This is a genomic window from Kitasatospora sp. NPDC036993 (assembly GCF_055607525.1).
In genome coordinates this window covers 82765-98666 of the sequence record NZ_JBVJRP010000014.1, presented here as the reverse complement: position 1 = coordinate 98666, position 15902 = coordinate 82765, and the positions used below count along the sequence as shown (strand labels likewise).

Genomic DNA, 15902 nt, shown 5'->3' with positions numbered 1-15902 from the left:
CCCGCGGAGGTTCCGCGGGGGTGCCCGTCGCCGTGTCCGGTGCCGTGTCCGGTGCCGTGTCCGGCGGCGGGCCGGTCCCGGCCGGGCCGGCCTCAGGCGGTCGCGGTCCCGCCGACCCTGGTCGGGCTGATCCGGACGACCACCCGCAGCACCTCCGGCGGGAGGTCGAGGTACTCCTGCCCGGCGCCGGGCCCCTCGTACTGCTCCGCCAGGGCCACCGCGAGCGCCCGCCCGGTGTCCTCGGCCACCGTGGCCAGGCCCCGGACCTCGACGTAGCGCAGCGGGTCGGCCGGGTCGTACACGGTGAGGCTGGCGCGCGGGTCGCGGCGCAGGTTGAGCTCCTTGCGCCGCCCGGCGGCGGTGGAGAGCAGCAGGTCGTCACCGTCCCGGCCGACCCAGACCACCGAGGTCTGGGGACTCCCGTCCGGGTTGAGGGTGGCGAGCACCGCGGGAACGGGCGCGTCGAGCAGTGCGCGCACGGAGTCGTTCAGGGTGGCTGTCATTCGGGCGAGGCTAGCGCTCTCCCTCCCTTCCCGCGCCCGTTCCCGCCATTCTCCCCCGCACCGCCGCCTCGCACCGCCGCCTCGCACCGCCGCCTCGGACCCGGCCGCCGTTCAGGCCAGGTCGCGCAGGCGGCGGACCGAACCGGACGCCAGGATCGCCGGGCCGGCCAGGCTGCACACCGCCACCAGGAGCAGGGCCGTCCGCGCCCCCCAGGCCGAGGAGGCGGCACCGGCCAGCAGTGCGCCGACCGGTATCGCCCCCCAGGAGACGAACCGCACGGTGGCCATCACCCTGGGGAGCAGCTCGGGCGGGGTGTGGGTCTGCCGGTGGGTGCGGGTGACGATGGTGGCGACCACCACGCCCGCCGAGAAGCCCGCGTTGCCGACGGCGAAGACCAGTACCGCCCAGCCGGAGCCGGCCGCCGGGAGCAGGAAGGTGAAGAGCGCGGCGAACAGCGCCGACCAGCGCAGGGCGCCGCCGCTGCCGACCCTGGAGATCACCCGGGGCGTGAGGGCCGCGCCGACGAGGCTGCCCAGGCCACCCGTGGCCATCAGTGCGCCGACGGCGGCGGCCGGTGTGCCGAGGTCGCGGACCAGGAACACCGGGGTGAGCGTCATCAGCGCGCCGGCCACGAAGTTGACCGCGGTGGCGTCGGCGGCGCACGGCCCGATCACCGGGTGCCGGACGACGAAGTGCCAGCCCTCGCGGATCTGCTCCCGCACCCCGGCACCGCCCTCGCGGGCGGCCTGTCGCGCCGGCCGCGGCAGGCTGCGCAGCAGCGCGGCCGAGACCAGGTAGCTGATCGCGTCCAGCACCATCGCGACCGCGCCGCCCACGAGTTGGACCAGCACCCCGCCGAGCGAGGGGCCGGCCAGCTCGGTCGCGGCACTGGTGCCGGAGAGCAGGCTGTTGCGGGCGGTCAGCTGGTCCCTGGCGACGATCGAGGGCAGGAGTGTCGCGTTGCCGACGTCGAAGACCACGCCCGCCAGCCCCGTCAGCAGCGCGACCGCCACCAGCTGCGGCAGGCCGAGCACCCCCAGGACGGCCGCCACCGGCACCGAGGCGACGGCCAGCGCGCGCACCAGGTCCATCACCACCTGGGTGCCGCGCAGCGGCAGCCGGTGGACCAGGACTCCGGCCGGCAGCCCGACCAGCAGCCAGGCCAGGTAGCCGGCGGCGGTGATCAGGCCGACCTGCCAGGCGGCCGCGTGCAGGGTGACCACGGCGATCAGGGGCAGGGCGACGTTGGTCACCTGGTCCCCCAGCCGGCTGACCATCGATCCGGTCCAGAAGCGCCAGAACACCCCTGTGCCCGGCCGGTGTTGCGCCTCCCGCTCGACCGTGCGGCCCACCACGACGGCCGTCGTCCGCGTCGTCACGTCCATATCCGATTCGACCCCTTCTGTCGTCATCGCCCCACCCGTCCGCCGGCACGGCGCGGCCGCCCCGCCGCGACGAGTGGGCTTCCATGCGGAACTCACCGGAATCGGCGCCCGGACCGCACTTCCAAGCGATGAACCCCGGCTACGTGCGACCTCCCGGGTGCCGGCCGTGGCCGGCGGCACCCACCGCCCCGACGCTCCGGGCGCCGGACCGAACACCGGCCGCCGCGCCCCGGGCCTGACCGGACGCCGACTGCTGGAGCCTCGACTCCCAGCCGCCGACACCGACTTGACCGGCCCTGACGCGGCCCCGGCGGCGAGCTACCGCCACCCCGGTGCCCACGCCCCCGTGGTCTGGACCACTCGCTCGGGTGGGGAGGGGTCACCGGCCCGGGCGAACGCACCCCGGAGCCCGGCACCCACCACGAACAAATGGCCGAATCCACCGCCCGCGACCCTCGCGTCCACGGCGTCGGCACCCGACACCCGGACCGGTCGGCCGCGTTCGCCGAGTACGCCCGCATCCCCTTCCCGCCGCTCTCCGGCACCGGCCTCCCGCCGGTCACCGTGCTGCTCCTCCGCCCGCCTGCCGAGCATCGGACGTCAGCCGGCACAAGCGGCTCACCCTCGTCCTGGACCTCACACGAACCGTTCGTGGAGTCCTCTACCCGGTGATCGGCCCGGCGGGATCGGTGACGGGCGCGATTGGCTTGATCCATCACCCGGCGAGGGCTGCCGGGCGGGCGCGGCCGCGCGGGCCGGGGCGGCCCCGGAGGCCGCGGCGGGCGGAGGGCCTCCAGGGGTCACCAGGGTCTCGCCGGGGAACGCCTTCGCGGCCTCCGAGCCCCACCGCTCCGCGACGAAGGCCCGGCGCGCCCTCTCGGAGGGGTCCACCGTCACCTTCCGGCAGACCCCGGCCGAGGACCTCCCCGTCCCGTGGCCCGACGCCCACGAGCGCCTTGCCGCCGCCCGCGCCGCGGCCGTCTCCCGTCCGGCCCGACCGTCCGCGCGGAGCCCGACCGGCACCCCGACCGGCACCCCGACCGGCGAGGTGCCCGGAACATCCCCTTCCAGATTGTGACGTGCCCCTGTCTAGTTCGTTCCCGTCCCGGTGTGGTGGGATGGGCTCAACGGGGTGGTGAACCGCTGACGGGGGTGTTTCGTGGTGCGGAGTGGACGGCTGCGGGAGCTGGACGGGGACGCGGCGCGCCTGGTCGCCGTAGGGCTGGTGCGACTGGGGGCGCAGGAGTGGCTGGGGCCCGAAGGCGGGGCGCCGGCCTGGGTGGGAGGACTGCGGGCGGCCAGGTTCGCCGACGGCTGGCTGGCGTTCGGCGACACGTCGGCCGCCGGGCTGCGGGTGCCCGCGCCCGCGGTACTGCGGGCCGTCGTGGACCGGGCCGCGGAGCTGGTGCTGCGGTCCTGCGGGGAGGACGGTCCCGCGGCGCTGGAGTGGCTGGGGCAGCGCTCGGCCGAGGCCCGCGAGCAGGCCCGGCGGGAGGACGTCGCGCACCCGGCCGAGCCCTGCGCGCTGACCATGGTGTGGCACGGAGTCCAGGCGCTGGCCGCCGACGACGGTCCCGGCCACGCCCGGCGCTGCGAGGAACGCGGCGAGGCGTACGTGCGGGAACGGCACCGCCGCCAGGACACCATGGCGCTGGTGCTGTGTTGCACCCGGATCGCCGCGGCCGCGCTGGTGGAACTGTGCGAGGGCGATCCGGAGCGGATCGCCGGATGGCTGGAGCGGGACGCCTCGCCCGCCATGCCCCGGGACGGCCGGGTGCCGCTGTGGGTACCGGGGCGCCCCTGGCAGCCGGCCGGCTGAACGGGCCCCGCGGCCGGGCGGTCAGGCCGCGTCGAGCAGCCGGACGACCTCGGCCAGGGCCGGCCCCAGCGGCAGGTCGAGCCGGAGCCCGGCGAGTTCGTCGCCGCGGGTCGGCCCCTGGTTGACGATCGCGACCGGCAGCCGGGCCTTGGCCGCCCGGCGGGCGAAGCGCAGTCCGGACAGCACCGCGAGGGAGGAGCCGAGGACCACCAACGAGCTCGCCGCGTCGACCAGTTCGAAGCAGTGCCGGACCCTGGGCGCCGGGACGTTCTCGCCGAAGAAGACGACGTCGGGCTTGAGCACGCCGCCGCAGTCCGGACAGCCGGCGACCCGGAAGCCGTCCACCAGCGGCCGCGGCAGCTGGGCGTCGCCGTCGGGCCGCAGCTCGGCCCCGGGACGGCGGAAGCCCCGGTTGAGTTCCTCCAGCCGCCGGTCGAGTTCCGCCCTGGGGCTGGTGCGCCGGCAGCCGAGGCAGACCACCCGGTGCAGTCCGCCGTGCAGTTCGACGGCCTCCCGGGTGCCGGCCGCGTGGTGGAGGCCGTCCACGTTCTGGGTGATGACCGCGGCCACGTGCCCGGTCCGGCGCAGCCGCTCGACCGCGTGGTGCCCGGCGTTGGGCCTGGCCCCGGCGATCGCGGGCCAGCCGGTGTGGCTGCGGGCCCAGTAGCGGCGCCGGGCGTCCGCGCTGCCGGTGAACTCCTGGTAGGTCATCGGGGTGCCGCTGCGGCGGCGGCCGGTGGCGCCGCGGTAGTCGGGGATGCCGGACTCGGTGGACAGGCCCGCCCCGCTGAGCACCACCGCGCCGCGCCGGTCCAGCAGCCGCACCAGGGCTTCCAGCTCCTGCCCCGCCGGGACGGCCGGTCCACCGGGGTGTTCGAACGGGTCCATACCGTCGAGGTTAGACCGCGGGCCCGGGGTTCCCGCCCCGGCGGGACGGCTCCTCCCCGGCACCGTGAACGTCGGCACCGGGGACGTCGGCACCGCCGGCGAACGCCGCGATCCGCTCCAGGGGCGGGTTCCAGCCCCGCGTGGTCTCCACGACCAGGCAGGGGACGTCCAGCGCGATCGGCACCCAGGACTCGATCGGCCGCTCCCCCCGGGCGATCCGCCGCAGCAGCTCGCCGTCCGCGTGGACGGCTCGGGCGGGCGTCCGCGCGGCCCTGCGGGCGATCCGGTCGCGGGCGGTGCCGGGGTCGACGGCGCAGCGCACGATGCGCAGCTCCGCCAGGTCCGCGAGCGGCTCCAGGCCCGGCCGCCACAGCCGGTCCTGGTAGGCGGCCTCCGCCACCAGGTCGGTCCCCGCGCGCAGATGCGCGCCGATGGTGTCGAAGAACTCCGCCGGCGTCCGCCGGTCCGGGTCGCCGGTCCGGAGGCCGACGGCGTCGGCGAGTGCTCCGGCGACCATCCGCTCCTTGATCTCGTCCCGGCAGACCGCCGGCCGGCCGAGCGCCTCGGCCAGGGCGTGCGCCAGCGTGGTCTTGCCGGCGCCGGGCGGGCCACTCACGGCGAGGAGGCGGGGGCGGCCGGTCGTGGCCGGGCCTCGCGCGACGATCGGGTGTCGTGTCATGCCTGCCGAGTCTGCGCCGGACGGCCGCCGACCGCCACCTCCCCTGCGGGTGGCGGGCGGCGGGACCGCACCGGCGAAGCCGCCGTTCCAGTGGACCTTGCCCCCGGGAAACCCACCCGACGCGAAGGTGAACGGAGACGAACTGCCGCTACAGGAGCAGGTGTTGCCTCGCGGTGACAGACGGGCGGCGTCCGCGCGCGGGGGCGGCACGGGGATTGGTAGCGTGATCGTCATGACGGAGCTGGAAGAGCTGGAAGAACTGGTCCTGACGCCCGGCGAGCGGGCCCAGGGGGTCCCGGTCGACCGGGTGGTGTTCACGATGGACTGGACCGGTGAGGACCGCCCGGGCCTGCTGGCGGCGTTCGTGGCCGGTCGGGTACGGGCCTTCGGAGTGGAGCCGGCGGGCGTCGACACCGATGCCGTCCGCCACGCTGCCGAGACCGACCCGGCGCTGGTCCGCGGCGATCTCCCGGTCCGTCTGCTCGATCACCTCGCCGGTGTGCTGGCGGATCTCGGCTGCACGCTCGCGGTGTGGGACAGCGGCACCGACTCCTACGAGGTGCTGGTCGCGCCGACCGGTGAACGCGAGCTGAGCGGGCTGACGTACCAGGGCCTCCCGGTACGGGCCTGGGGCCCGGAACCCGAGGAGACCCTGGTCAGCCTGAACTGCCCGGGCTGCGCGCAGATGCTGGTCTGGCAACTGCCGCCGGCCGAGACCCTGGCCGACGAGCACTGCGACTGCGGAGCCGCGTTGTTCGACGCCACCGGGCAGCCACTGCCCGGCGTCACTCTCCACGACTGAGCCGCCCGGCTCCCGGCCCCGGCCTCTTGCTGACGAAAAGTCAGCAATCTCCGTCCACTGTCTTGACGGCACACCGTCACGCCCTGGAACGTATGGAGCCCAGAAACGCCGTGTGCTCCCCGGCCCCCACCGCCCCGGAGCCGCGAGAGGACGCCCTCTCGCCCCCTCACCGAGGAAGAGGCCTTTCCCCCATGCGCTTCAGCCGTCAGTTCGCCGTCATCCCCGCCGCCGCCTGCGCCACCGCCGCGCTCGCGCTGGCCGCCGTCCCCGCCTCCGCGTCGCCGGAGTCCCTCGCCGCAGGCCCGGTGCTCACCACCGGGAGCGCGGGCGGCGCCGCCGTCGCGGCGGGCGACGCACTCGCCGCGCCGCTCACCGCGGGCACCTCCGCCACCTTCTACTCGACCGCGACCAGCACCACCGGCGTCACCTGCGCCACGTCGAAGCTCTCGGCCACGGTGCTGGACAACCCGGCCGCGCCGGGCACCGCGACCGAGTCGCTGACCGGGCTGACCTTCGGCTCGTGCACCGCCAACGTCACCGGCGTCACCTCGGTGCGCAGCCTGACGGTCGGCCACCTGCCGTACGGCGTCACCGTCTCCGACGCGCCCGGCCTGCCGGTCACCCTCAGCGGCGGCTCCGCCGGGGCGATCCAGGCCACCGCCGTGCTGGACTCCTGGTTCGGCACCCTCACCTGCACCTACGAGCTGAGCGGCGCGTTCACCGGCAGCGCCGACAACGCCGCGCACAGCCTGGCCTTCCGCAACGAGCACTTCGCCAAGAGCGGCGGCTCGACGCTCTGCCCGGCCGACGGCTACTTCTCCGCGACGTACGGCCCGGTCGCGGACACCAGCCGGCCGGGCAGCCCGGCGGTCTTCGTCAACTGACCGTCCCCGGTGCCGCCGGCGAGCGCCCGTCAGCGGGCGTCCGCCGGCGCGCCGGTTCCGCCGCCCGGGCCCCGCGCCGCACCGAACTCCCGGGCGGCGGCCCGGAGCACGGTGATCAGCGCCAGCAGCATCAGCACCCCGTGCGCCGGCATCGACAGGTACGGCGCCACGCCGGGCGCGATGAACTTGAGGTAGCTGCCGAAGGACGAGAGCTGGACCAGGACCGGCAGGTACCAGAGCTGCCGCGGGAGCCGGAACGCGACGAGCACGCTGAGGACGTCCGCGGCGTAGAAGTAGCGCTCGTGCATGGACGGCAGCAGGAACGGCACCGCGATCGCGAAGACGGTGGCCGCCAGCAGGATCCCGGTCCCGGTGAGCCCGGCCCGCCCGCCGCCGCCCCCTTCCGCTTCCGCTTCCGCCGCGCCCTCGGTGCGCCGTACGGCCCGGACCACCAGGCCGGTCAGCACCAGCACCAGCGCGCCCCCGGCCAGGACGCCCGCCCTGCGCACCGGCCCCTCCTCCCCGGCCGGCACCGAGACGAACTGGTAGACCGACGGCGCGTTGAGCGTGAGGTCCTGGTAGGTCCCGGTCTGCCGGGCGTACACCGTCAGCAGCGGCCAGGGGTCGGCGCCGAGCAGCAGGGCGGGGACGTCGAGCGCCAGGTACGCGGCCGGGACGGCCAGCAGGCTCCGCCACGGCACCCGCCCGCACAGGACGACGACGAGCAGCAGCGGGAACAGGAAGACCGCCTGGAGCTTGAAGGCCAGGGCTGTCCCGAAGAACGCGCAGGACCACCAGGGCCGGTCGCGCAGGAGGTGGTGGACGCCTCCGAGCAGGAAGACGGTGAAGATCGCGTCGGCCTGGGCCCACCACCCGCTGTTGGTCACGACCGTGGGCAGGAACAGCACGGTCACCGCCGCCGCGAGCGGCCGCCAGGGCCGGTGCGGCCACCGCGGCGAGACGATGCGGTGGGTGTAGTACGCCAGCGCCAGGTCGAAGAGGACGGACAGGCACTTGACGGCCGCCAGCGCCGGGACCGGCAGGTAGCCGAGCGCGGCCATCAGGTACAGGTAAGGGACGTTGTAGTCCGCGAACCCGATGTCGCCGAGGGCGTGGAATCCGCCCTGCGCCTTGATGTACCGGTACCAGGGGTCGAGGAAGTAGTGCCAGTCCGACGACTCGTACTTCAGCAGCAGGACCCGGACCAGCAGCGCGACCGCCACCGCGGACACCGCGACCAGGGCCAGGACCACCGGATCGACCGGGTGCGGAGGTGCGGCGCCCCGGCCCGGCCCGGTCCCCCGGCGGTCGCCTCGGGCATCGCCGTGGCCTCCGGCATCGCTGTCGGGTCGGGCGTCGCCGTGGTCTCGGGCACCGGTGTCGGGCCGGGCTGGGCAGTGGGTCATACCCCCAGGACGTCGCACCCGCCCGAAACGGATGACAACGGTCCGGCCCCGATGTCCGCGGGCCGCCACCGCCCCCGCGGGCGGACCGGGTCCGCACCGCCGCCGCCCGCCCCCACCGCGCTCAGCGCGCCCACTCCGCCCCTTCGTTCACCCAGACCCGCAGCATCCGCCGGGCGTACCGCCCCGGTTCGTCGACGAACGGCGAGCGCCCGTGCAGCACCCTGCTGTTGCGGATGACCAGCAGGTCCCCCGGGCCCATCGGCAGCCCGAAGGCGATCTCCGGCCGGTAGAGCACCTCGTCCAGCACCCCCAGCGCCTCCCACTGCCGGTCCGTCAGCTCGGGGCCGCCGCGGTCGGGGGACGAGCGGACCGTACGCGTCTGGTAGTAGCAGCCGATCGTGCCGTCCTCGCGGTCGTACAGGATCGGGGTGACCACCAGCTGCGGGCCCGGCCGGCCGGTGCGGTCGAAGGTCCAGTCCTCGCGCAGCGTGGCCAGCGCGTCCGGCCGTTCCCGCTCGATCAGGTCGTGGACGTGCCGGGCGCTCGCCAGTCTGGTCAGCCCGCCGCCGTCGAAGGCGGGGCGCAGGCAGAGCAGGACCACCAGGTCGCAGGTGTCGCTGTGGAAGCCGAGTTCGGTGGTGCCGTCGCCGTCCTGGTCGCGCAGCACGGCGGTGAGGTCGCCGCGCCCGTTCTGCGGGACGATCCGGCCGAAGTCCCGCAGCAGGAAGGACAGTGCCCCGGTGATCTCCTCCTCCGGGCGGGCCGGGTCCACCAGGCCACCCACGTGGGTGACTCCGACCGATTCGGCGGCGTCCCGGACGAACGCGCGCAGCCGGGCCCGCACCTCCCCGGCGGCACCCCAGGCCCCGGCCCGCAGGTCGGCCCGGAGCAGCCGCCGTTCGCGCTCCTCCAGCGAGAGCGACCACAGCTCCCTGCGGGCCTCCAACTCCAGGCTGCTCCAGCCGATTTCGGCCACCGCTTCGATGTCCTCTCCACTCGCTGCCGGCCGCCGCCGGCGGCCCCGGGCCCTCGTCGATCCGTCCGGCCGCGTTCTCCACCGGCCGCTCCGTGCCGGAGGTCACCCCGGCCCGTCCCCCCTCCGGCCCGCTCCGGCCGGCCGGGACGCCACCACCCCGGGGTCGCCCACCAGGTAGCCGTCCAGCAGCGCCCGTACGGGCAGCCGACCGGCCAGCTCCCAGGCCAGCATGCGGTGCAGGCCGTCGAGGTGGATCAGGCCGCCCCGGCCGGCCAGGCCCGCGTAGTGGGGGTGGTCGACCGGGCTGGTGCTGAGGAGCAGCGGCGTGAACGGCTCCCCGCGCAGCAGCCGGACCTTCGCCGCGCAGACCGGGTTGGCGGCGGCCCAGCCGGTCCCGGCCGCACGGATCCGCTCGGCCGCCTCGCCCACCGTCAGCCCTGAGCGCGGGACCAGTTCGAGCTCCCCGCCCTCGCTGAGGTGCCAGGGCAGCACGACGCCCAGGACGTCCGCCCGGGAGAGCCGGATCCGCCACCAGCTTCCGAGGTCGCGGTCGACGCGGTCGAGGTTCTCCTCGGCGTAGCCGTTGCTGTTCGCCTCGTGGGCGCGCTCCACCGGGTGGTCCCGCAGGTAGGCGTCGTGGACCTCGGAGTAGGCGACGGCGGTGACGATCTCCACGGCAGTGCTCCTCAGACGGTTCCGGCGTGCTCAAGGCCAACGCGCTCAAGGCCGACGTTCCCAAGGCCGACGCGCTCGGTGCCGGCCTGCCCCGTATCGGCGCGCCCGGTGTCGGCGCGCCAGGGGCCGGCGCGCCCGGCGAGGTTCCGCGCCGCGGACGGCCCGCCGCCGAGGTCCTCGCCCCCTCCGGAGTACAGCGTCACCGAACCGGTCCTCTCGTTCCGTTCGCGGCCACGACCGCGGCGCGATCGCCACGAAGAGGCATACGCCGATCACCCAAGGTAGTCCGCCAGGAGTATGAACCGGCCCTCGCGTCCACGACAAGACCGCTGCCGCCCCATGGACACCTTCCCGCCACCGGACCGTTCAGCTCCGGCCACGCGTCGATTCCCGCCCCGGAGGCAACTCCGGGCCGGTTCCGCCCCGGTGATTCGCCGCTGGAACAGCGGATGCGGCACAGTGAGGTCATGAGCGACAGGAGCCACCCCGCCCCGGGACCGGTCAGGCGGCGCCCGGTCCAGCAGCGCAGCCAGGAGCGGTACGGCCGCGTCCTGGACGCCTGCGCCGGCCTGCTGGACGAGGTCGGGGCGACGGCGCTCACCACCAAGGAGGTCGCCCAGCGCGCCCAGGTGCCGATCGGCACCCTGTACCAGTTCTTCGCCGGCAAGGAGGACCTGCTGGCCGCGCTCGCCACCCGCAACCTCGACCACTACCTCCGGCGCCTGGACGCCCGGCTGGCCGCCGCCGCGCCGGTCGGCCCCGACGTCTTCACCGACCTCGCGGTGGAGGAGTTCGTGGCGATGAAGCGCACGGTGCCGGGCTTCGGCCTGCTGGACTTCGGCCTGGCCGGACCGGCCGTCCCCACCGACGTCCGGGACGACCGCCACCTGCTGGATCCTGGCGTGGACAACAACACCGCCGTCGCGCTGCGGCTCCAGGCGCTCGGCGGCGAACTGTTCCTGGCGGGCGACCCGGCGGCCACCACGGTGACCCTGCGGGTGGCCCTGGAGGCGGCCGACGCGGTGCTCAAACTGGCCTTCCGGGAGGCCCCGGACGGCGATCCGGCGCTGATCGCCGAGTGCAAGCGGTTGGTCCGCGGCTACCTCGCGCAACAGCCGTCCGCCCGCTGACCCCCGGCCGCGCGGGCCCCCGGAGGACCCGCCCGCCCGAGGCGTTGCGAGCCCGCCGCGCCCGCAGCACAGTGGATAGCGGAACGGCCGCGGAGGCGGCCGGGCACGCTCGACCGGAGGAGCAGACCATGCACGCAGCGGTAGGTGACCAGCTCCACATCCACAGCAGGGCGGTGGGCATGGTGGACCAGAAGGGCGAGATCGTCGAGGTGCGCGGCGCCGACGGCCAGCCGCCGTACGTGGTCCGCTTCGAGGACGGCCACGAGGGTCTGGTCTACCCCGGCCCGGACTGCAACATCGAAGAGCGCCAGGCGGGACGCTGACCGACTCCTCGGCCGCCTCGCCCCGTGCGAGGCGGTGAGGAGCGGTGTCCGCCCCCACGACCCCGCTGCCCGGGGCACTCGCCGGGCTCGCGCCACTGCTGGACCACTACGGGTACCTCGCGGTGGCGCTGCTCGTCCTGCTGGACAACTGCGGCGTCCCGGTGCCCGGGCAGACCGTCCTGGTGCTGGCCTCGGTGTACGCCGGCACCGGGCACCTGGACTTCGCCGCGGTGCTGCTGATCGCGGCCGGCGCCGCGGCGCTCGGCAACGGCCTCGGCTACCTGGTCGGCCGCACCGGCGGACGCGCCTTCGTCCACCGCTGGGGCCGCTACGTGCTGCTCACCCCGGCCCGGATGGAGCGCGCGGACGACTTCTTCGCCCGGCACGGCGGCAAGGTGGTCACGGTCGCCCGCTTCGTGGACGGGCTGCGCCAGTACAACGGCGTCATCGCCGGGACCAGCGAGATGCCCTGGCGCCGGTTCCTCCCGTACAACCTGCTCGGCGCGGTGCTGTGGACGGCCGTCTGGGGCACCTTCGGCTACCTCGCGGGGGCCCACATCGGCACGGTCTACCACACGGCGCTGCGCTACCAGGTCTGGTTCGCGGTCGGGCTCGGCGTGCTGGTCGCGGCCTTCCTGCTGCGCCGGGTGCCGTGCTACCGGCGCCGGCGCACCGGCGGGGACGAGGGTGCCACCGGGGAGGGCCCCGGCGGGCGCGGCGGCCGGCCCGGCTAGTGCAGCGGGAACACCTCGAACGGCACCGCGAAGCGCGTCCCCAGCCGGCTGCCCGCGCCCCGGCCGAAGCCCTCCAGGAATTCCCGCGGCTCGGCCATCGCCCCGCCGAGCCCGGCCAGGTACGCCCTGTGCTCCTCCAGCGAGGCGACGCCCCGGTCGAAGTGCCCGGTGGTGTCCACCGCGTGCCTGGCCTCCGGCGAGGCCGCCGCCCAGATCTGCCGCACGCCCTCCCAGGGCTCGTGGCCCTCGGCCAGCAGCTCGCGGAACACCCAGCGGTTCCCGGCGTCCCTGACCCCGTCCAGGGTGGCCCGGCCGACCGCGATGTGGTCGGCCTGGTTGAGGAACACCCCGCCGTAGGTGTCCCGGAAGTTGCCGGTGAACACGATGTCCGGCCGGTGCCTGCGCACCGCCCGCGCGATGTCCCGGCGCAGCGGCAGCCCGTACTCCACCACGCCGTCCGGGTAGCCGAGGAACTCGACGGTGTCGACGCCGACCACGCGTGCCGAGGCGAGCTGCTCGGCCTCGCGCAGCGGCCCGCACTCCGCGGGGTCCAGCGAGTCGATGCCCGCCTCGCCGCTGGTGACCATGACGTAGACGACCTTCTTGCCCTGCGAGGTCCATCGCGCGACGGCCGCGGCCCCGCCGTACTCCATGTCGTCGGGGTGGGCGGCGATCGCCAGCGCGGTCTGCCAGTCCTCGTCGACGGGCTCGAAGGGCTCGGGGGCCTGCTCGGTCATGCGGCTCGTTCCTCTCGCTACGGCTCACGGCCGTACGGGCATTCGGATATACGGAACTTATCCATCCGTATCACCCGCGACTTTAGGAGACCCGTTTCCCCCACGCCCCGTCAGACACCGCAGCACCCGGGCGGCTTGCCTCTGACGCAGGCGTCAGGGGTTAGCGTCCGTGCACCGCGCGGCGGCACCGGCCGCCGTCCACCCGTCCTCTCCGAGGAGCGCCGCCATGGCCCTGCCCACCACCGCCCGCGTCGTCCGGCTGACCACCGCACCGTCCGGGCTGCCCACCCCCGGGGACTTCACCGTGGCCGAGGAGCCGCTGCCGGCGCCCGGCCCCGGGGAGGTGCTCGTCCGCAACCGGGCCTTCCTGGCCTTTCCGGCGCTGCGCACCCTGGTCGGCGGCGGGGGTACCGGTCTCCAGGTGCCGCACATCCGGCCTGGGGACGCGCTGTTCGGGCCGGCCCTCGGCGAGGTGCTGGCCGCCCCCGAGGACGGGCCGCTGCGCCCCGGTGACCTGGTCACCCACCTCGCCGGCTGGCGGGACCACGCGGTCGCCGAGGCCGCGCGGTTCACCACCGTCCCGGCGGACTTCCCGGATCCGCTGGCGCTGGTCTCCACCTCCTCGTCCGCCTACGGCGCCCTGACCCGCACCGTCGAGGTGCGCCCGGGCGACGTGGCGCTGGTGACGGGCGCGGCGGGCTCGGTCGGCACGATGGCCGGGCAGATCGCCCGGCTGCTCGGCGCCTCCCGGGTGATCGGCACCACCCGCTCGCCCGCCAAGGCGAAGCGGCTGACCGACGAACTCGGCTACGACGCGGTGCTGGTGCCCGGTGAGCGGCCGTTCGCCGAGCAGCTGGCCGAGGCCGCCCCCGACGGGCTCGACGTCGTGCTGGACCTGGTCGGCGGCGAGCAGCTGACCGCCGCCGTGGACGCGGCCCGGCACGGCGCCCGGTTCGCCCTGGTCGGCGCGCTGGACGGCCAGCTCGCTCCGGAGCGCCTGGGCGGCGACGCCCCGACCGTGGTCGACAGCTTCCGGATCGTCACCCACGGCCTGACCCTGCGCGGTTTCATCGGGCCCGACCACCCGGACCTGGAGGCCGAGTGGCGCGAGCGCTTCGCCGGCTGGCTGCGCGCCGGGGAGATCACCTTCCCCTGGACGTCGGTTCCGGGCATCGACCGGGCCCCCGGAGCGTTGACGAAGCTGTTCACCGGGGACACCTTCGGAACGACCATCGTGGAACTCTGAAGGCTCTGACGACTCTGACGACCAGGGAGCGGGCATGCGGATCGGGGACGCGGCAGCGGCGGCGGGCACCACTCCCAGGGCGCTGCGCTTCTACGAGCAACGCGGCCTGCTGCACCCGCCGGCCCGCTCCGCCTCGGGCCAGCGCGAGTACGGCCCGGCCGAGGTCGCCCGGGTCCGGGTGATCCGCCGGCTGCTGGCCGTGGGGCTGACGGTGGACGACCTGGCCAGCCGCGCCCACCGCCTCGACCTGCTCGGCCAGGAGCCGCCGTTCCGCTGCTCGGAGTCCCCCGGCCCCGACACCTTCGCCCCCGTGGTCCATGCCCGGCTGGCCGCGCTGGACGCCGAGATCGCCCGCCTCACCGCGCTGCGTGCCAGGCTCGTCCGCCACCTCACGACGGGCGGCACGGAGGTCCCGGCCGGGGGCTGAGGCCGCGGGGAACGCATTCGCCCGGGACCTCCGCTACGGGGGTGCGCGAGGTACCGGGCGAGGGCGTGGGGTGCGGTCAGGTCGGGTCGGCGGCGAGCAGGGGGTCCGCGGCGGGGGCGGCGGGGGCCTCCTGCCCGGGCCAGCTGATCCGGGTGGCGCACAGGGAGACGATCGCGGCCGAGGCGGCGACGGCGGCCATGCCCCAGAGCAGGCTGGTGGCGCCGGCGATGAAGCCGATCACGGCGGGGCCGGCCAGCAGTCCCGTGGTGCCCATGGCGGCGACCAGCGAGAGGGCGTCGGCGCCCTGCCGGGCGGCGGCGACGTAGACGCACGGGGTCACCGCGGCGACGCCGAGGCCGACGCAGGCGAAGCCGATCAGGGTCGGCGCCACGCCGCCGACCGCCAGTGCCAGGGCGAGTCCGAGGCCGGCCAGCAGGCTGCCGGTGCGCACGATCCGGGCGTCGCCGAAGCGGGTGCGCCAGCCGTCGGCGAAGATCCGGGCGCAGACCATCATCACCGAGACCACCGCGATGCCCAGCGGGGCGAGCCCGGCGCCGGCGTGCACGTAGTCCTTGAGGTAGAGCGCCGACCAGTCGTTCATGGCGCCCTCGGTGACGGTGCCGAACACCATCGCCAGGCCCATCCAGAGGGTCGCGACGGTCGGCAGTACGAATCCGCGGCGCTGCTTCTTCTCCTCCGGTGCGGCGGCCGCGTCCGGGCCGTCCGCCAGCAGTCCGGACCTGGCGGCCACCACCAGGACGGCGAGCAGCGCCGCGGCCAGCCCGAAGTGCACGGCGAGGGTGCCGGTGAAGGCGTTGACGCCCGAGGCCAGCAGGGCGGCGAGCAGCGAGCCGGCGCTGAAGGTGGCGTGCAGCCGGGACATCGTGGTCCGCTCGAAGCGGGCCTCCAGCGCGGCGCCCTGGGCGTTCATCGCGACGTTCAGGCAGCCGACCGCGACGCCGTCGAAGAACAGCACCAGCAGCGTCACCGGGTAGTTCGGCACCACCGACAGCGCGAGCAGGATCACGCCGAGGGCGAGGGCGGACAGCACCGAGAGCAGCCGGGAGCCGATCCGCCGCATCAGCACCGCGACCAGGGGGAAGGACACCGCCGCGCCGATTCCGCAGGTCATCAGCAGCAGACCGATCTGGGCCTCGCCCAGGTCGAGCCTGGCCTTGAGCGCAGGCACCCGGGAGACCCAGGTCGCGTACTGGAATCCGAGGACGAAGAACAGTGCGCCGATGGCCACTTGGGACCGGCGGAAGTCGTCGCGAACGGGGGACATCG

18 protein-coding genes are annotated in these 15902 nt (G+C 75.4%); 8 read left to right on the top strand and 10 right to left on the bottom strand.

All coding sequences use genetic code 11. The features are described 5' to 3' along the window. Positions 1 to 92: 92 nt before the first annotated feature. Both ACZ7C5_RS27830 and ACZ7C5_RS27825 read right to left on the bottom strand, forming a co-directional pair. A complete protein-coding gene (locus tag ACZ7C5_RS27830; protein ID WP_470323664.1) occupies positions 93 to 503 on the bottom strand; it encodes a PPOX class F420-dependent oxidoreductase in 411 nt (136 codons plus the stop codon). A gap of 111 nt (positions 504 to 614) precedes the next feature. Continuing rightward, positions 615 to 1889: an MFS transporter gene (locus tag ACZ7C5_RS27825; protein ID WP_401085424.1), complete on the bottom strand. Its 1275-nt coding sequence runs from the start codon at positions 1887 to 1889 to the stop codon at positions 615 to 617. Between the two features lie 1159 nt (positions 1890 to 3048). Here ACZ7C5_RS27825 and ACZ7C5_RS27820 point away from each other — a divergent pair. Next, positions 3049 to 3708, top strand: a complete 660-nt coding sequence (locus ACZ7C5_RS27820) for a hypothetical protein (RefSeq protein ID WP_470323663.1) — start codon at positions 3049 to 3051, stop codon at positions 3706 to 3708. A 21-nt stretch (positions 3709 to 3729) separates the two neighbouring features. On the opposite strand, the gene ACZ7C5_RS27815 is transcribed toward ACZ7C5_RS27820, so the two are convergent. Both ACZ7C5_RS27815 and ACZ7C5_RS27810 read right to left on the bottom strand, forming a co-directional pair. Then, positions 3730 to 4596: an NAD-dependent protein deacetylase gene (locus tag ACZ7C5_RS27815; protein ID WP_470323662.1), complete on the bottom strand. Its 867-nt coding sequence runs from the start codon at positions 4594 to 4596 to the stop codon at positions 3730 to 3732. A 10-nt stretch (positions 4597 to 4606) separates the two neighbouring features. Next, a complete protein-coding gene (locus tag ACZ7C5_RS27810) occupies positions 4607 to 5275 on the bottom strand; it encodes a P-loop nucleotide/nucleoside kinase family protein (protein WP_401085433.1) in 669 nt (222 codons plus the stop codon). Between the two features lie 232 nt (positions 5276 to 5507). On the opposite strand from ACZ7C5_RS27810, the gene ACZ7C5_RS27805 reads away from it, so the two are divergent. After that, positions 5508 to 6077: a hypothetical protein gene (locus ACZ7C5_RS27805; protein ID WP_470323661.1), complete on the top strand. Its 570-nt coding sequence runs from the start codon at positions 5508 to 5510 to the stop codon at positions 6075 to 6077. Positions 6078 to 6268: 191 nt separating this feature from the next. After that, positions 6269 to 6961, top strand: coding sequence for a Tat pathway signal sequence domain protein (locus ACZ7C5_RS27800; protein ID WP_401085439.1), 693 nt, complete (start codon positions 6269 to 6271; stop codon positions 6959 to 6961). A gap of 29 nt (positions 6962 to 6990) precedes the next feature. Here the strand turns inward: ACZ7C5_RS27800 and ACZ7C5_RS27795 are convergent, their stop codons facing one another. The 4 genes from ACZ7C5_RS27795 to ACZ7C5_RS27780 all read right to left on the bottom strand — a co-directional run bounded on the left by ACZ7C5_RS27795 (position 6991) and on the right by ACZ7C5_RS27780 (position 10221). Then, on the bottom strand, positions 6991 to 8214 hold the full coding sequence (locus tag ACZ7C5_RS27795; protein WP_470323660.1) for a glycosyltransferase 87 family protein: 1224 nt from the start codon (positions 8212 to 8214) through the stop codon (positions 6991 to 6993). A 274-nt stretch (positions 8215 to 8488) separates the two neighbouring features. Next, complete coding sequence (locus ACZ7C5_RS27790; protein ID WP_401085444.1) at positions 8489 to 9343, bottom strand: TauD/TfdA family dioxygenase; 855 nt, start codon at positions 9341 to 9343, stop codon at positions 8489 to 8491. A gap of 102 nt (positions 9344 to 9445) precedes the next feature. Then, positions 9446 to 10018, bottom strand: a complete 573-nt coding sequence (locus ACZ7C5_RS27785) for a DUF6309 family protein (protein WP_401085447.1) — start codon at positions 10016 to 10018, stop codon at positions 9446 to 9448. 11 nt (positions 10019 to 10029) lie between these two features. Next, positions 10030 to 10221, bottom strand: coding sequence for a hypothetical protein (locus ACZ7C5_RS27780; protein WP_401085450.1), 192 nt, complete (start codon positions 10219 to 10221; stop codon positions 10030 to 10032). Between the two features lie 264 nt (positions 10222 to 10485). Between ACZ7C5_RS27780 and ACZ7C5_RS27775 the strand changes: the two genes are divergently transcribed. The 3 genes from ACZ7C5_RS27775 (at position 10486) to ACZ7C5_RS27765 (ending at position 12205) form a co-directional block, all read left to right on the top strand. Then, positions 10486 to 11148, top strand: coding sequence for a TetR/AcrR family transcriptional regulator (locus ACZ7C5_RS27775; protein WP_401085453.1), 663 nt, complete (start codon positions 10486 to 10488; stop codon positions 11146 to 11148). Between the two features lie 128 nt (positions 11149 to 11276). Next, positions 11277 to 11471, top strand: a complete 195-nt coding sequence (locus ACZ7C5_RS27770; RefSeq protein ID WP_188301385.1) for a DUF1918 domain-containing protein — start codon at positions 11277 to 11279, stop codon at positions 11469 to 11471. A 44-nt stretch (positions 11472 to 11515) separates the two neighbouring features. Further along, positions 11516 to 12205, top strand: a complete 690-nt coding sequence (locus tag ACZ7C5_RS27765; RefSeq protein WP_401085456.1) for a DedA family protein — start codon at positions 11516 to 11518, stop codon at positions 12203 to 12205. Here the strand turns inward: ACZ7C5_RS27765 and ACZ7C5_RS27760 are convergent. Next, complete coding sequence (locus ACZ7C5_RS27760; RefSeq protein ID WP_401085459.1) at positions 12202 to 12942, bottom strand: PIG-L deacetylase family protein; 741 nt, start codon at positions 12940 to 12942, stop codon at positions 12202 to 12204. The genes ACZ7C5_RS27765 and ACZ7C5_RS27760 overlap by 4 nt on opposite strands. A gap of 226 nt (positions 12943 to 13168) precedes the next feature. Here ACZ7C5_RS27760 and ACZ7C5_RS27755 point away from each other — a divergent pair, with 226 nt between their 5' ends. Both ACZ7C5_RS27755 and ACZ7C5_RS27750 read left to right on the top strand, forming a co-directional pair. Next, positions 13169 to 14188 (top strand): MDR family NADP-dependent oxidoreductase, encoded by a 1020-nt coding sequence (locus tag ACZ7C5_RS27755; protein WP_401085462.1) that lies wholly within the window; start codon positions 13169 to 13171, stop codon positions 14186 to 14188. A 34-nt stretch (positions 14189 to 14222) separates the two neighbouring features. Further along, on the top strand, positions 14223 to 14615 hold the full coding sequence (locus tag ACZ7C5_RS27750; RefSeq protein ID WP_401085463.1) for a MerR family transcriptional regulator: 393 nt from the start codon (positions 14223 to 14225) through the stop codon (positions 14613 to 14615). 76 nt (positions 14616 to 14691) lie between these two features. Here the strand turns inward: ACZ7C5_RS27750 and ACZ7C5_RS27745 are convergent, their stop codons facing one another. Continuing rightward, positions 14692 to 15900, bottom strand: a complete 1209-nt coding sequence (locus ACZ7C5_RS27745) for an MFS transporter (RefSeq protein ID WP_401085466.1) — start codon at positions 15898 to 15900, stop codon at positions 14692 to 14694. Positions 15901 to 15902: the final 2 nt, after the last annotated feature.

What these genes read in the sequence shown, in the direction of transcription:
- ACZ7C5_RS27755 (WP_401085462.1), top strand. Translation starts at nt 13,169, where the DNA reads ATGGCCCTGCCCACCACCGCCCGCGTCGTCCGGCTGACCACCGCACCG.
- ACZ7C5_RS27775 (WP_401085453.1), top strand. Translation starts at nt 10,486, where the DNA reads ATGAGCGACAGGAGCCACCCCGCCCCGGGACCGGTCAGGCGGCGCCCG.
- ACZ7C5_RS27760 (WP_401085459.1), bottom strand. Translation starts at nt 12,942, where the DNA reads ATGACCGAGCAGGCCCCCGAGCCCTTCGAGCCCGTCGACGAGGACTGG.
- ACZ7C5_RS27800 (WP_401085439.1), top strand. Translation starts at nt 6,269, where the DNA reads ATGCGCTTCAGCCGTCAGTTCGCCGTCATCCCCGCCGCCGCCTGCGCC.
- ACZ7C5_RS27805 (WP_470323661.1), top strand. Translation starts at nt 5,508, where the DNA reads ATGACGGAGCTGGAAGAGCTGGAAGAACTGGTCCTGACGCCCGGCGAG.
- ACZ7C5_RS27745 (WP_401085466.1), bottom strand. Translation starts at nt 15,900, where the DNA reads ATGTCCCCCGTTCGCGACGACTTCCGCCGGTCCCAAGTGGCCATCGGC.
- ACZ7C5_RS27830 (WP_470323664.1), bottom strand. Translation starts at nt 503, where the DNA reads ATGACAGCCACCCTGAACGACTCCGTGCGCGCACTGCTCGACGCGCCC.
- ACZ7C5_RS27815 (WP_470323662.1), bottom strand. Translation starts at nt 4,596, where the DNA reads ATGGACCCGTTCGAACACCCCGGTGGACCGGCCGTCCCGGCGGGGCAG.
- ACZ7C5_RS27750 (WP_401085463.1), top strand. Translation starts at nt 14,223, where the DNA reads ATGCGGATCGGGGACGCGGCAGCGGCGGCGGGCACCACTCCCAGGGCG.
- ACZ7C5_RS27810 (WP_401085433.1), bottom strand. Translation starts at nt 5,275, where the DNA reads ATGACACGACACCCGATCGTCGCGCGAGGCCCGGCCACGACCGGCCGC.
- ACZ7C5_RS27770 (WP_188301385.1), top strand. Translation starts at nt 11,277, where the DNA reads ATGCACGCAGCGGTAGGTGACCAGCTCCACATCCACAGCAGGGCGGTG.
- ACZ7C5_RS27825 (WP_401085424.1), bottom strand. Translation starts at nt 1,889, where the DNA reads ATGGACGTGACGACGCGGACGACGGCCGTCGTGGTGGGCCGCACGGTC.